We start from the raw sequence: 14,122 nt of genomic DNA on the forward strand, positions 1-14,122 counted from the left end.
GCGGTGGCCGCGCACGAGGCCGACACCACGGCCGTGCATGGCATCGCCGACACCAGCGCCCTGGAGACGACCAGCGGGGCCACGGCGAAGGTCAGCGCGCACGCCGGGGCGTCCGACCCCCACGGGGACAGGGCCCACGCCGACGCCGGCCTGGCTGGCAAGGCCAGCACCGGCCATACCCACGCCGGGGTGTATGACCCGGCGGGCACCGCTGCGGCCGCGGTGGCGGCCGCCGACCCGTGCGAGATCCGGCCCGCCGACCACGGCCTGGCCGCCTGGACCTTGGACCCGGTGACCCTCAGCACCAGCGGCTTCACCCCGACCGCTGGGGTCCTGTTCCTGGCCCGGGTCCGGCTCGGCCGTCAGCTCACGCTGAGCGGCGCACACCTGTACATCACCGCCTCCGGCACCGCGCCCACCAACTGCTACGTCGGCGTCTACGACAGCTCGGGTGCGCTCCAGGCCGCCACGGCCGACCAGGCGGGCGCCTGGACGGGCACCGGCCTGCGTAGCCCGGCGTTCGCCGCACCGTATTCGGCTCCGGCCGGGCTGTACTGGGTGGCGGTCTTGATCGGCGGTGGCACTCCTCCCGCGCTCGCGCGTGGCGCGATGGGCGGTGGGTTCTCCGGGATGGCCAACGTCGGCGCGACAGTCGCGAGCTCGCGCTTCGCGACCATCGGCAGCGGCCTCACTGCCCTGCCCGCCTCGATCACCCCGGGCTCCCTGACGCCCGCCAACCAGGCGCTGTGGGCTGCACTCGCGTGATTGCCATGGCGGGCAGCGCGCGAGTCCGGGCCGTGCTACACCGCCTCAACCTCCGGGTCGGGTTCCGGGGGACGATCCTGCTGTTCCTGGCGCTGCTGGACCTGGCCGGCGCCTACCGGCTCCTGCGCCCCGATCCCGACGTGCTGCGCACCCCGACCAACGTGTACCTGGCCTCGATCCTGCCCTTGCACGTGTGGGCGGTGCCGTGGGGGCTCGCCGGGCTGCTCTGCCTCGTTCAGGCGTTCACCCGGCGCGACCGGATGGCGTTCGGCGCCGCTGTCGGCCTGAAGCTCGGGTGGGCGGTGATCACCATGTGCGGCGGGCTGGCCGGCGTGATCCCTCAGGCCTACTGGGGTGCCGTGATCTGGCTCGCCGTCGCCGGCGTCGTGATGAGGATCTCTGGGTGGCCTGAGCCTGCTGAGGAACGCTGATGGACTGGGCGGCCATCGCGGTCGCCGCGATCGGCGCCGCCACCGGTATCGCCGGTTACGTGACGTCCTCTCGCTCAGCCAAACGCGCCGCCGAGTCCAACATTCGCGTCGCCGAACGGCAGGCCGACAGCGAGGAGCGGGTGGCGCGGCTACAGGCCGAGCAGACCGCGTACGAGCGGTCGATGGCCTGGGACGTCGGCCTGCAGCAGCGGATGAGCGCCGAGATCTCCCGTCAGGCCCGGCAGATCCGAGTCCTGGAACGCCGGGTGGCGGCGCTGTGCCGCCAGCTCACCAATGCCGGTCACGTGCCCGACATCCCTGAGGAGGAAGCATGATTCATTTCGTCCCCCGTGAAGACTGGGACGCCCGCGCGCCGCGCGGGCCCTACGGCCAGGTGACCACCAACCTCGGCGTGAAAGTCCACTACACCGGCGGGCGGGTCGAGCCGGCGATCGTCGACGACCACGACCTGTGTGTTGCGCTGGTGAAGTCGATCCAGAACTTCCACATGGACGGCAACGGCTGGAGCGACATCGGCTACAGCCTGGTGGCCTGCCCGCACCGCAAGGTCTTCACCGGCCGCGGAGCCCGGGCCCTGCCCGCCGCCAACGGGTCCGGCCTCAACGCCGGCCACTACGCCGTGCTCGGCCTGGTCGGCACCTCCGGCCTGGTCCACCCACCTGATGACCTGCTGCGCGGCCTGCGCGACGCGATCGAGTACCTGCGCGCCGAGGGCGGCGCCGGGCGAGAGATCAAGGGCCACCGCGACGGCTACGCGACCTCCTGCCCGGGGGACGCGCTGTACGACTGGATCCGCAAGGGCGCACCCCGCCCGGGCGTGAAGCTCCCGCCCACCGGGCCGCCGCCCCCGCCGCCCTGGCCGGGCCGGTTGCTGCGCTACCCGCCGGTAATGAAGGGGCCGGACGTGCGGATCTGGCAGCGCGCCGCCCATCAGCTCCACGGCCTGGCCCTGGTCCAGGACGGCGCCTACGGGTCGGTCTCCCAGGAGGCCTGCCAGCGCATCCAACGCGCGGCCGGACTCAAGGTCGATGGCATCGTCGGCCCGCTCACCTGGGCCGTGACGGTGCAGGCCTGACACCGGTGCGCAACCTGTATCGCCGTGTCATCGCTCTACTGCGTAGTCCCGTCCTGCCGAGACGCGCTCTGGTCGACTTGGGCGCACCGCCCCCCGCCGGCACGAGGTCCGCCGGTCCGCCGCTGGACTACGACGGCTGATCGCGCGCGAGATAGCCCGCACGTTTCAGTCCCCCTGACCAGCCCATACGTGCCCAGCGGCCTTGCGTGGCTGGAGCCTTCCTGTTTTCCCACCACAGATGAGGAGATCACCATGCCCCCACCACCCTCGCTGGAGCTCGCCCAGGTCGCATACAGGGCCTACGGGCAGGCGACCGGCGACCTCAACCACCGCGGCGAGCCGATGCCCGCCTGGGACCACCTCGAGGAGACGATCCAGCAGGCCTGGGCAGCGGCGGCCGCCGCCGTCCAGCGCGCCGAGCCGGCCCCGGCCCCCGACGACGCGCAGGACGGTCGCCATGCGTGAGGTGAGCATCCGCCAGCCCCTAGTGCTACGCGGCGCCCTGGCGCTCGTCGGCGTAGGCGTGGTCCGCCTGGGCGTCTGGGCCGGGTGGCTGCCGACGCAGTGGGCGGACGTCGATGTCGTCTCCGTCGAACAGATGATCGACGGAGCGATCTTGGTTCTCGCGTGGTGGTCGACGCACCGGCGAGTCACGCCAGTGGCGGCCCCCCGCGACAATCAGGGCCGCGGCCTGCGGCCCGCGAACTCGCGGCCGTACACGGCGCCTGAGTAACTGCCGCGATCTCACCCGCAGCTCGTGGACAGGTCGCTAGCATCCATCGCAGCTGGTGCCGTCCGATGGACGAAAACGCCCCGCCTCCTCAGAGGCGGGGCGTTTGCCGTATGCCGACCCGGGACTCCCGCAGCCGGCTTCGAACCTCGGTACACGCCCAGCGTGCTTCAGCCTCAAGCGTCGGAGGCACGAACAGCGAAGGTGGTCGATGCCAGCTCTTTGCCCTCCACTTCGAACAGCCAGGCGTAGGCAGCGCCGGTGGCCAGCGGAAGGGGCGCCACGTTGATCGCGATGCTGCCGTGCAAGCCGGTCAGCCGAGTCAGGTGATCTTCTTCGGGTGTAACGGCCCTAGCCAGATTGCCTATTTTCCCCTCGACCTGGACTGGGCGTCCATTGTCGAGTGTTACAGGCTCCCCGCCGCTGTTGGTGAGCTTCATGGTGAAGGATCTTTCAACGGCGGCTTCTTCAAGTGGTACACGCAGGAAGACGACAATACCCATTGGGGGTACAACGGGCCCAACTATGGACCAGTTGGCCCCTAACATGTGGACCTTGCCTGTGGTCGTGTCTGCTTGGGTGTTGTCGCACAGCACGAGGAAGGCCTGCATCAGACGTTCATTCTGACTAGGCCAGCAGATCCGTTCGAACTGGTTGCGGTGCACAGGTCGGCCGCGATCATGCTCTCAATCGCGCTGGTTACGCGGACCATGGGTGGGTTCGCCCGGGTCTGCGGTTCCGCGCGCAGGGTGGGCCTCACGATGTGGTGCACCGTTGCCCCGATGGCCAGCGCGTAACGTCGGATCGTCGACAGGTGCGGATCACCGCCAAGGCGCTCGAAGTCAGAGACGACAGGTTGGCTTCGCTCCATCCGCTCAGCGACCTGGGCCTGTGTCAGCCCCTGGCTCTTGCGTAGCTGGACAAGCTGCTCGATGAGACGCATGTCGCGATCGATCGCGGCGTTCTCTTGCTGCACATCTGGGTCGCTCAGGTCGATACCGAGCAACTCGGCGATGTTGGGATCCATCCCGACCTCCTGTTATCGGCCTAAGCCTATATTCTCCTCAACCAGTCAGCTAGTCGCTTCCTTGCTACATCCTTCGCGCGATCTTGTGCTCCGCGACTGCCCTTGCGATGAAATTTCAGTGCGAGCAGCACGTGCTCGTGCTGCGGCCCGATGGCGTAGTACAAGCGGTACTCGTTGCCTACGTAGGTGAGGCGAGCTTCGTACAAGCCCTTCCCCAATGACGCAGTGTCACGTTCCATCGCCCTCCCCTTCTGGATGCGTTCCATCAGGGCCCCTAACTCCCTCTTCGGGGGGCGATCCCCAAGCGTCTCCGTGATCTCCTGTCGGACGATGGGTGCGCCGGCTGGCGTGCAGTAGAACTGCCAGGTGGCTGGTGCCCGCTCCTTCAAGCCCGTCACCCTCGTTCTTCAGACGACCAAGGACGGGCGTCAACGTACCTGACGGCGAAAGATCATGTGTGATGAGTAGTCGCTTTGCGCCGTATAGTGACTGACTTGTTCTGCAGATTGAGTAAAATCAGCTTTGTCCGGCTATGAGAATTAATGGCCTTTCCTTCTGGGGGGAGCCCTCGCAGCCAGCGCCTCCCCATCGGCCACCGCGGCGGGCAGCCGCCCTCCGCATCGGAAGCACCCGACGCTGACCGGTCACTGCTTTGAAGCAAAACGCCGAGCCGACCGCAGCGGCTGATCCCGGGGTGGTATCCGGAATGATCACCGCATGCAAGCGCCCCGCTCCTCCATGAGGAGCGGGGCGCTGTCGTTGTCTCTGCCATCAGGTGTTGACGGCGTCCTTGAGCCTCGACCCCAGCGCCGTCCGCAAGTCAGCTAGTGCGAACACGGCCGACGCGTGCTCAGCCAGCAGGTCGGCCAGTGATCGGGGCTGCAGAGCGATTCGCGCGATGCCCTCGCTGGTGAGCGGGATCTCCTCGACGATGTACTGTCCGCGCGCCGGGTCGGTGAACTCCGGGCCGGTGCGCGCCGCGGGGTCCCAGTGTTCGATGCGGCCGAGAAAGAAGTGCTCACGCCCGCGGTCGTGGTCTTCGACGTGGATCAGGGAGTGGACGGCGGCCTCGCCGGCGAGTTCCTCGCGGATCTCCCGGGCCAGCGCGGCTTCCAGACTCGTGTCACCCGGCTCGACGCCGCCGCCGGGCAGCACCCAGTACGGCTCGACGCCGGGCCGGATCCGCTTGATGGTCAGCAGCGCGCCGCCCGGGGTGATGAGGATGGCCCGTACACGGTCGATCATGGGATGCCCCTTTCAGTGCAGGATGTACCCGCCGTCGACGTGCACGGACTGCCCGGTGACGAAGGACGCGCCGGGCCCTGCCAGCCACGCTACCGCCCCCGCCACATCGTCCGGCTGGCCACGCCGGGGCAAGCACTGACGTGCGATCTGATGGTCGGGCGGGGTGCGCTGGTCGGCCGGAAGGCGGGTCTCCCGCTCGACCTGGATGGGCCCGGGGATCACGGTGTTCACCGTGATCGCGTGCGGGCCCAGCTCGCGCGCCAGGGACCGCGTCAGGCCGACCAGCCCGGCCTTGGCCGCGGCGTAGGCGACCAGGCCAGGCCGTCCGGAGCGGGCGGTGACACTCCCGATGTTGATCACCCGTCCGGCGCGGCGCGCGACCATGTCGGGGGTGAAGGCGCGGGCGCAGCGGTAGTGCGCCGTCAAATTGAGGTCGACGGCCTGGCCCCATGCCTGCTCGTCCAGGTCGGACCACGCGATGCGCGGATAGTCGCCGGCGTTGTTGACCAGGATGTCGGCCGGGCCGAGCTGGTCGCGCACGGCGCCGGCGAGCGCGTCGACGTCGCCGGGCCGGGTGAGGTCGGCCGTGACCGTGATCGCGCCCGCGCCGGCCGCCCGGACGGCGTCGGCCACCGCGGCCGCCTGGTCCGCCTGGTGGCCGGGGTGGTTGATCGCGACGTCGGCGCCGGCGCGGCCCAGCGCCCGGGCGATGGCGGCCCCGATGCCGGTGGCCGCGCCGGTGACGACGGCGACCTGTCCGCGCAGCGGCAGCTCGGCCTGAGTGATCACGTGTCCTCCTCGGGGCAGGTGGCGGCGAAGTCCGCCAAGGAGCCGTCGAGCTGAGCCAGCTTGAGCAGGCAGACGGCCGCGTCCTGGTCGGCCAGCGCGGTGAGCGGCAGCACGCCCAGGATCCGCATGGCCAGCCACGGCCACAGGTGGTCCATGACGTCGCCCGGGCCGATGGCGTGGCCCAGGTCGCTGCGCAGGCGGGCCAGCAGGGCCGTGATGGCGGCCCGGCGCCCGACGCCGGCCCGCAGCTGCCCGGCCACTTCGACGCGCCGCCAGTCCTGGCCGATCCAGGCATGGGTGACGGCGGGCGGCAGAGCCGGGCGGCGGCGACCGACCGTGGCGGCGTAGGTGGCGGGCTTGTACTGCGGGACCAGCCAGCCGCCCATGGCCAGCAGGTACCACAGCAGGTTGGCCGCCTCGGCGGCGACCGGGTTGAGGCCGGCGTGCTCGTAGTCCAGCCAGCACAGCGAGGACCCGGCGATGTTCGGTTCGGTGGGATCGCCCTGGGTGAGGGCGGTGAGGCACCCCCGTTCGGGCGCCAGCTCGGCGCGCAGCCGCCCCAGCACGCCGGCGAAGTGCAAGGAGACCACGTCGCTGCCGGTGTCCACGACCACGGGGGTGGCCCTCAGGTGGCCGTACCAGTCGTCCAGCCGGCCGCCCGGGGCCAGCCGGGCCGCGTACAACCCGGGACGGCACTGGCCGATCGGCCGCAGCTTGCCGGTGTCGCCGACGGCGTGCAGCCACGAATTGCAGACCGCGTCGACCAGCGCCCGCACCGCGGGCACCGCACGGTCATCCTGATCAGCATGGCTGATCAGGTCCGCCAGCAGGTGCTCGCACCGCCCGGCGGCGAAAACATCCTGGTAGATCAGGACGTGCAGGCCGCCGGCGTCGGTGACGCTGCTCACCAGGTCGGCGACGGGCAGGTGGTCGCGGATCGCCTGCCAGCCCTGCACCTCGCGGCGGGCCTGGTCGGCGGTCAGGCGCTTGCGGAAGGTGCCGTCGGGGTGACGGCGAGACCCGGCGGCGGAGTCAATGATGGCGGCGGTCATGCGGCCGGCTCCAGGGTGCGCAACCACCAGGTCAGGATGTGCTCGGCCAGAGTGATGGTGGCCGCGGCGTCCGCGCGGGGATCCAGGGGCACGGCCGGCAGGTGGGCGAGCTTGGCGAACGCCTCGATGGCGTCGGCGTCGCCGTGGTGCGTCTGCCCCTCGCACTTCAAAACGATCTTGGCCAGTAGAGCGGCGACCTTGTAGGTGGCGCGCAGGTCCACCGGGTCGCGCAGCAGGACCCGACGCAGGTCCATCGCCGCCGTGGCGCCGTCACGCCGGGTGCGGGCCACGATCGTGCCCGCGTCTGGCTGCGGCATGAGGAACCCGGGTGCCGCCCACAGCACCGGCAGCGCGCCGCTGGCGATCGAGGCGATGGTGTAGATCAGGCGCGAGGTCAGCGCGGCGGTCTGGCACTCGCCCGGGGTGATGACGGTCAGGCCGAGCTTCACCCCGCCCAGCCGAGTGTGGGCGTCGCCCAGCGCCGCCCGGATCGTCGCCAGCGCGGCGGGGGCGGCGACGATGAGCACGTCCAGGTCGCTCCAGCCTTCCAGGTACTTGCCACGCGCGCCCGACCCGGTGACCGCGACCAGCGCCACCGGGGCGCCCGGGCCGGTGACCGCGACCAGGAGGTGGTCCAGGAAGCCGGTCAGGCGGTCCGGCAGGCCGAGGTCGGCCGAGGCCACCACGCGGGGCACGCGGGCCTGCCACAGGCGGCCCCTGACGAGCCGGTCCAGGGCGTGGCCGAGCTCGGTCTGGGAGCCGTCGTTGTCGATGACGACGTCGGCGATCTCACGGACGCGGTCGGCGCCGCGGGCGCCCTTGACGGCGTCACGCTGCAGGACGTCCTCGCGGCCCCGGGTACCGCGCTGGCAGCGTATGGACTGCGACGCCTGCAGGTAGAGCACGGTGGCGGCGGCCCCCAGGAGCTTGGCGACCTCGCGGGTGAGATCGAAGCTGTGCAGGCTCTCGATGCTGAACCGCTCCTGGTAGTGATGCGCGGCGGCGTACCGGTCCAGCTCCAGGACCAGCAGCTCGGCCTGCTCGACGGCCGGCAGCGCGTACACGTCGGCGAGCTGGTGATGCGCGGCCGCGCACTGCAAGAGGTAGCTGATCTTCAGCCGGGTGAAGCCGTGCTCGTGCTGCAGGTGCGCCCCGGCCGAGGACTTGCCGCATTCAGACATCCCGCCCAGGGCGACGGTCCACCGGCCGGTGATGGCCGGCGGGGCGACCGGCAGGCCCTGCGCGTGCAGGCGGCTGCACAGCTCGGCCTGCACCGTCATGATCGGCAAATCGTCGACCACGACGGCCGTGCTGGCGAGCTCGTTGAGGCGCTGGTTGAGGGCGCGCTGGTAACGCGTGTAGGCCGGGGTGACGGTCTCCTCGCGTGACAGCGCGATCTGTGCGCCGCGGCCGGGGTCGACGTGGTGAAGCAGCAGCAGCTCGTGTTCGGCTGCCCGCGCTGCGGCGATGTCGGCGGCGTAGGGCGCCAGCAGGTCGCTGGCGCGCTCGACGGCGGCCTCGTGCGAAAGGCGGTCGCGGGCGGCGACCGTGGCCACGACGGACGCGTCGAGCATCGTCATGCCCCGGTCGATGATGCGGAACGTTCCAATAGTGTCGTTTCGGGCGGCTGAGCGTGCCAGATACGAGCACGCGAGCACGTCGACGACCTCGGCCACGGGCGCGGCGTGGAGCCACCAGGTGGCGAGACCGCGCTTCTTGGCGTCCCGCCACCGGGGGTCGTAGTCATCCAGGGGTCCCGGGTTGTGTGCGCTGTGACGCCGTGCGAGTAGCCGGGCGTGGGTCGTTTTACCGACGTTGTCGGGACCGCTGAGCGCCACCGTGGTCGGGCGGGTTGTCTGCATGGATCCTCCTCTCGGGTCAGTGGAAGCCGCCCCATGGGCTGGGGGCGGCGTCTCGCCCGCCGGGCGGGCGACCGGGCGAGACGCGGAGCTACGACGTCAGGCGACCGCGGTCTTGAACGTCGCGCCGGCCTTGAACGCGGGCGCGCGTCTGGCGGGGACCGTGATCGGCTCGCCGGTCTGCGGGTTACGGGCCTTGCGCGCCTTACGGTCGGCCCGCTTGAACGTGCCGAACCCGATGAGCTCGACCGGCTCACCGGAGGCGACGGCACTCTGGATCGTCCCGAGGATCGCGGCGAGCGCCTTGCCCATCTCGTCCTGCGAGAGGCCGGCCTCAGCGGCGGCCGTTGTGACGAGTTCCGTCTTCGTCATGATCTTGCCTTTCTCGTGGTGGGTGGTGAAGCTGACCCTGGCGGGCGCTCCGGGTGCTCGCCCACCCGCCGGAGGGCGGGCGAGCACCCGCAACGTCAGCCCCGGCCGATGGCACGCAGGCGGGCGGCGGCGGGAGGGTGCGGCGCGGTGAACCACAGCAGACGGTCCCAGCGGGGCAGACGGTCCCAGCGGGTCTCGCGGTGGGTGATGCGCCACAGCATGGCCTGGACCACGTCCCGCCCGGGCATGCCGATCCGGTCCAGCAGCTGCACCGCCAGCGCGTCGGCCTCGTACTCCAGCCGCCGCAACACGTGTGCCGTCAGCAGCTGGCTGCCGGCGGCCAGGACCACCAGGCACGCCGGGATCCACATCTGCACACCCAGGGCCAGAGCCAGGGCCACGGCGCCCATGGCGGCGGTGCTCACCTGACAGGCAACGCCGAAGAGCACGGCATAGCCGCGTGACCACCCGCTGGCGTGGTGGGCGACCTCGTGGGCCAGCGCGCCTATGAGTTCGGCGCTGGTCAGCTGCAGCAGGCCGGCGCCCAGTTCGACGATCGGCACGGGCACGCATGGGCTGGCGTCCACGGCCTGGCCCTCGCCCAGGCTGTCACTCCAGGTCACCAAGACCGCCGGCAGGCCGGCGGCGCCACGTAGCGCGTCGGCGAGCTCGGCGAGCTGGGCCGGGGTTTTGCTCGCGGTGGACGCGCTCATCCGGCCCTCCTGGCGAGCTGCTCGCGGGCCGCTGCGCTGCGGCAGCGAGGATAGGCCGCGCCGATCGGGCAGGCCTGCCAGGTGGCAGCGGACACCTTCACCGTCGAGTGGACGCCCTTCTTGGAGATGGTGATCTCGTGCTTCCACCAGCAGCCGGAGGCGCAAGAACGCCGAGCGGTGACCGTGCCCGCGCTGACGGAGCGCACCGTCATGGTGCCCTCGCATGCGGTCAGGCAGAGCGCGGTGAGGAGCGTCATGCCGGCCTTGATGCGCATGATCTTCCTCGGGGAGGTGGCCGCCTTCGGCGAGGCCCGGTGTGGCGGCGCCTCGGCGTCGCGCCGGGCGATGGGTGGCGAGGTCATCATGATCTTGCTCCTGTCACGAACGGGGGTCGTGGGTGTTGGGGTGTTGGGGGCTGTCCCGGTGGGGGGTTCAACGGGGTGTGAGCGGTGATTCGGGGGGTGGCTGTAGGGTCCAACACCCCAACACCTGGCGCGTTTGACCAGGTCACCGACTGTTGGGGTCCAACGTTGGACCCCAACAGCGCCAGGTCGGGGTGTGGGGGTCCAACACCGGTGTGGTGTGGGGGTCAGGCGGACCATTGGGCCACCGCCTGCGGGACGTCTTGGAGGCCTTCGCGGATCCGCAGCGCGGCCAGGTGCAGGTCGCGGATGTCATAGCCGCGGCGGGGCCGGCCGTTGCGCTCGAAGGGCGCCGACAGCGGGCGCACGCCGATCTCGCGCAGCAGCAGGCCTAGCTCGCGCTTGGGCAGGCCCAGGGCGGCGGCGAGGTCTTCGGAGTGCATCCGTACGTCGTCGGCGTCGTCCATGGCGTTCAGGCTCAGGCGCAGCACCGGCGGCAGGTCTTGCAGGTTGCCCAGGGATGCCAGCGGGTCGCCGGCCGGGGCAGGGAGCGTCTGGACCTGCTCGGCGCGCAGCGGCGGGTCTTGGCGGTCCGGTTCCAGGTTGTAGCGGCCGGCGAAGCTCGGGCCGGCGGCCCGGGCGGCGGCGGCGATCTCGGCGGGGTCGGGCCAGTCGGCCGCGCCGCCGCGCAGCACGACCAGGCGCCGCGGGCCGTCCTGCGGCGCCGGAGCGGTGCGCGGGTCCGGGCCTGCGGGTACCGGCAGGCCCGCAGGCACCGCGGGCACCGCGGTCTCGACGGTGAAGCGGGCGCGCATCCGCTCCAGCCGCTCGGCGTAGACCCGGCCGCCGACGGCGACGCCGGCGGCGTCCAGGTCGGTGCGGTGGTTGGCGATGTGGATGGCGGCCCGGCGGATCATCGACGGCTTGACGTTGCCGGCCTTCCAGGGACGCAGCGGTGTCTCCAGGGTCTGGACGAATCCGGTGCCGGGGCCGTGCAGGTCTTCCAGTCCGTAGGGCAGGCGCCAGCCGAACAGGTAGTTCAGCTCGGCCTCGTCCTGGACGAACATGCCGATGCGGACGGTGGACTGCTTGACGATGTTGGCGGCCACCATGTCCTGGGTGGCGCGCAGGCTCGCGATGATCAGCCGGACGCCGACGTCGCGGCCGATGCGCTGGACCTCCTCCAGGTTGTCGCGGATCTTCGCCTTGACCGGGTCGCGGGTGGTCGGGGAGAGCACCTCGCCGCCTTCGTCGACGACGCAGATGATCGCGGGGACGTCGGCCGAGACGGGCTGCAGGGTCAGGTCGGCGTCGATCTTCAGGTGGGCGTAGGTGGTCTTGCGGTCATGGCAGACGTCGACCAGCCACTGCGACAGCGCCAGGCCCTCCTCGGGGTCGCCGGCCGCCCAGTCGATGGCGGGACGGTCGGTGACGCCCTCCAGCCAGGTCCGCAGCCAGGCGTGCGCCAGGCCGCCGCCGTTCATATCCATGATCGTGACCAGGGAGTCCGGGCACATGCCGCCCCGCCAGATCAGCCCGTTGAGGGTCGTGGTCTTGCCCGAGCCGGTCTGCCCGGTGACGATCACGCACGCCTGACGCAGGTTGACCAGCACGGGGGTGGAGTCGCGGTGCTCGCCGAGCTGCTTGGGCTCGGTGATCGGGCGCATCTGCAGGTCCTCGGGCCAGGCGATGTCCTCGGTCAGCCGGTTCACCGTGGACACGTGCAGGGTGAACCCGCCGCGGTGCCGGCCCTTGGTCACCTCGACGGTGCACCCGTCGGGCAGCCGGGCGTCGGCGGCCAGGCTGTCGCTGTGGGCGGCCAGCTGGGCGCGGGTGGCGCCGCCCAGCGGCAGGACGCCGTACAGGGTGAACCCGGCGCCGGTGTCCCAGTAGGACACCTCTTCGATCCGGACCGCCAGCTTGGCGACCCGCAGGATGCGGGCCTCCCAGTCCTGGGCCAGGCGGGTGGTCCGGCGCAGCACCAGGGCGCGGCTGTGGCCGGTGGCGCGCGGCCCGGTCTCGAACAAAGGTGCCAGCGCGCCGCTGCTGACTCCGGCGATGCCCAGGGCCAGCAGGGTGTAGCGATCCCAGGGGCCGGTGGCCACCGCGTACGTCGCCCACCCGCCGGCGCCGATCACCCGCAGCATGCGAAACAACAGGGCCGGAGTGGTGGCCGCCTTGCGGGTGCTGCGGACGATCGACCCGAGCACCGCCGGCAGCGCCCCGAGCGCGATCCATTCGGGCTCGACCTGGAAGGTGTGTGCCGCCACCGCGCCGGCCGCCACCGCGAGCATGCCGGTGGCGGTGGCCGAGACGTTGCCGCGCGTCTCCAGCGACCAGTCCGCCGGCGGCCGTTGCTGCTTGGTGGCGGCCATGATGTCCCCCTCTCTCTCGAAGTCGTCAGGTGATGGAGCAGGTCACACGTTCCACAGGGCCTCATTGATGCGCGGCGCCAACCGTCGCTTGATGTCCTCGGCGTGGATCGTGGAGAACGCCGCCGCCAGGTCCTGGGCCATCGCGCTGTGCTTGGCGATGCCCGCGTAGAACTCGCCGAGCATCGCGGTGACGCGCGCGTCGATCGGGTAGCCCGCCTCGAGATTCTGGGTGTAGATCCGCAGCGCCATGGCCACGTGCTCGGGCACCTGGAACAACTGGTTGAGCTCCTGCTCGACGAACCACATATCGGCCGGCATGTGCCGGGACACGACCGCGACCATCTCCTGCGACGCGCTGATCAGCGGTAGACCGCTCATGAGGATGCTCCTCCTGGGACGTGAGATTTCTGGACGTGCTCGGACGGTGGGCACCGGCCCGGGCGAGGCCTGGGGCGACGGCTGTGGCGTGGCGGGGACCGCGCCGGACTCGTGCTGCGCGCGGTGGGCGCGGCGCTGGGCCAGGCGGCGCCGCAGCGGTCGCGTCAGCCACGCGGCCATGGCGGCCAGCCCGGCCGCGGTGTGCACCTCCCACGCCCGGTAGCGGCCCTGCAGCGCAGCCACCGCGCCACGCCGGCCGCCGGTGACGGCCGCGGCCCAGGCCTTCGACATGCGGTGTCCGGTGAGCCGGTCGGCCCACTTGGCCAGCCGCCGGGCGTGGGGTGCGGTGCGGCGCCACCCGGCGCGCGCCAGGCGCTGGGCACGCCGGGCGGCCCGGCTGGCGAGGTAGCCGGTGGCTTCGTCCAGCTCGCGGGACCGGGCGCGGGCACGCGCGATGTGGGGCGCTGCGCGACGTCGACCAGCCGCGGCCGCGCGGCGCAACGCTCGCAGCGGACGGCCGGCGTGGTGAGCGGCTGAGCCCAGCACTCCGTGACGCGAGCGCCCGGGCCCGCCCCCGCTGCCGCCGTGGCCGTGCCCTCGCGAGCCGGCCCGTGTACTCCGGCCGCCCCCCGGGGCCCGGCCACGACCTGCACCGGAGCCGGGGCCACGGTCGCCGCCTCTGCCCAGCAGCCGGCCCAGACCCGCTCCGCGCCCGGCACCGCCGCCCCGGCCAGCGCCACCGCGGCCACCTCCTGTACCGGGCAGACGGCCACCGCGGCCGCCACCACCGCGGCCACCAGCTCCCCGCCCGAATGTAGGCAGCCGCGACGTCGACCCGCCGCCCGCCCGCCCCCGGCCACCGCCAGCGTTGAGCAGCGGGCGCGTGGACCGGCTACCGCGGCCGTCGCCGGCCGGACCCGGGCGCGCG

The 14,122-nt window shown here is 71.8% G+C and carries 17 protein-coding genes; 6 read left to right on the forward strand and 11 right to left on the reverse strand.

What is annotated here, in order from left to right; all coding sequences use genetic code 11:
• The 6 genes from PYR91_RS10205 to PYR91_RS10230 form a co-directional block, all read left to right on the forward strand.
• The coding region (locus PYR91_RS10205) for a hypothetical protein (protein WP_279779255.1) at positions 1 to 765 on the forward strand (765 nt) is incomplete at its 5' end.
• A 32-nt stretch (positions 766 to 797) separates the two neighbouring features.
• Positions 798 to 1,196, forward strand: a complete 399-nt coding sequence (locus PYR91_RS10210) for a hypothetical protein (RefSeq protein WP_279779256.1) — start codon at positions 798 to 800, stop codon at positions 1,194 to 1,196.
• The gene (locus PYR91_RS10215) at positions 1,196 to 1,531 is read left to right on the forward strand and encodes a hypothetical protein (protein ID WP_279779257.1); all 336 of its coding nucleotides are present in this window, start codon (positions 1,196 to 1,198) and stop codon (positions 1,529 to 1,531) included. The genes PYR91_RS10210 and PYR91_RS10215 overlap by 1 nt, the downstream gene beginning before the upstream one ends.
• Entirely contained in the window at positions 1,528 to 2,292 is a 765-nt protein-coding gene (locus tag PYR91_RS10220) for an N-acetylmuramoyl-L-alanine amidase (protein WP_279779258.1), read from the forward strand. The genes PYR91_RS10215 and PYR91_RS10220 overlap by 4 nt, the downstream gene beginning before the upstream one ends.
• Positions 2,293 to 2,544: 252 nt before the next feature.
• The gene (locus PYR91_RS10225) at positions 2,545 to 2,757 is read left to right on the forward strand and encodes a hypothetical protein (protein WP_279779259.1); all 213 of its coding nucleotides are present in this window, start codon (positions 2,545 to 2,547) and stop codon (positions 2,755 to 2,757) included.
• The gene (locus PYR91_RS10230; protein ID WP_279779261.1) at positions 2,750 to 3,025 is read left to right on the forward strand and encodes a hypothetical protein; all 276 of its coding nucleotides are present in this window, start codon (positions 2,750 to 2,752) and stop codon (positions 3,023 to 3,025) included. Before PYR91_RS10225 ends, PYR91_RS10230 begins: the two co-directional genes overlap by 8 nt.
• 173 nt (positions 3,026 to 3,198) lie before the next feature.
• Here PYR91_RS10230 and PYR91_RS10235 read toward each other — a convergent pair whose 3' ends face one another.
• From PYR91_RS10235 to PYR91_RS10285, 11 genes are all read right to left on the reverse strand, one after another.
• Positions 3,199 to 3,633 carry a hypothetical protein gene (locus tag PYR91_RS10235; protein WP_279779262.1) on the reverse strand — a complete coding sequence of 145 codons (435 nt, stop codon included), beginning with the start codon at positions 3,631 to 3,633 and terminating at the stop codon, positions 3,199 to 3,201.
• Complete coding sequence (locus tag PYR91_RS10240) at positions 3,633 to 4,049, reverse strand: helix-turn-helix transcriptional regulator (RefSeq protein ID WP_279779263.1); 417 nt, start codon at positions 4,047 to 4,049, stop codon at positions 3,633 to 3,635. Before PYR91_RS10240 ends, PYR91_RS10235 begins: the two co-directional genes overlap by 1 nt.
• Positions 4,050 to 4,820: 771 nt before the next feature.
• Complete coding sequence (locus tag PYR91_RS10245; protein WP_279779265.1) at positions 4,821 to 5,294, reverse strand: NUDIX domain-containing protein; 474 nt, start codon at positions 5,292 to 5,294, stop codon at positions 4,821 to 4,823.
• 12 nt (positions 5,295 to 5,306) lie between these two features.
• A complete protein-coding gene (locus PYR91_RS10250) occupies positions 5,307 to 6,083 on the reverse strand; it encodes an SDR family oxidoreductase (RefSeq protein ID WP_279779266.1) in 777 nt (258 codons plus the stop codon).
• A complete protein-coding gene (locus PYR91_RS10255; protein ID WP_279779268.1) occupies positions 6,080 to 7,135 on the reverse strand; it encodes a hypothetical protein in 1,056 nt (351 codons plus the stop codon). Before PYR91_RS10255 ends, PYR91_RS10250 begins: the two co-directional genes overlap by 4 nt.
• Complete coding sequence (locus PYR91_RS10260; RefSeq protein WP_279779269.1) at positions 7,132 to 8,997, reverse strand: nucleotidyltransferase domain-containing protein; 1,866 nt, start codon at positions 8,995 to 8,997, stop codon at positions 7,132 to 7,134. The genes PYR91_RS10255 and PYR91_RS10260 overlap by 4 nt, the downstream gene beginning before the upstream one ends.
• 96 nt (positions 8,998 to 9,093) lie before the next feature.
• Complete coding sequence (locus tag PYR91_RS10265) at positions 9,094 to 9,366, reverse strand: HU family DNA-binding protein (RefSeq protein WP_279779271.1); 273 nt, start codon at positions 9,364 to 9,366, stop codon at positions 9,094 to 9,096.
• Between the two features lie 95 nt (positions 9,367 to 9,461).
• The gene (locus PYR91_RS10270; RefSeq protein ID WP_279779272.1) at positions 9,462 to 10,079 is read right to left on the reverse strand and encodes a M48 family metalloprotease; all 618 of its coding nucleotides are present in this window, start codon (positions 10,077 to 10,079) and stop codon (positions 9,462 to 9,464) included.
• Complete coding sequence (locus PYR91_RS10275) at positions 10,076 to 10,444, reverse strand: hypothetical protein (RefSeq protein WP_279779274.1); 369 nt, start codon at positions 10,442 to 10,444, stop codon at positions 10,076 to 10,078. The genes PYR91_RS10270 and PYR91_RS10275 overlap by 4 nt, the downstream gene beginning before the upstream one ends.
• A gap of 224 nt (positions 10,445 to 10,668) precedes the next feature.
• Entirely contained in the window at positions 10,669 to 12,816 is a 2,148-nt protein-coding gene (locus PYR91_RS10280) for a hypothetical protein (RefSeq protein ID WP_279779275.1), read from the reverse strand.
• Between the two features lie 42 nt (positions 12,817 to 12,858).
• Positions 12,859 to 13,740 carry a hypothetical protein gene (locus PYR91_RS10285; protein WP_279779276.1) on the reverse strand — a complete coding sequence of 294 codons (882 nt, stop codon included), beginning with the start codon at positions 13,738 to 13,740 and terminating at the stop codon, positions 12,859 to 12,861.
• Positions 13,741 to 14,122 lie beyond the last annotated feature (382 nt).

The organism is Sphaerisporangium sp. TRM90804, from assembly GCF_029846175.1.
Taxonomy (GTDB): Bacteria; Actinomycetota; Actinomycetes; order Streptosporangiales; family Streptosporangiaceae; genus Sphaerisporangium.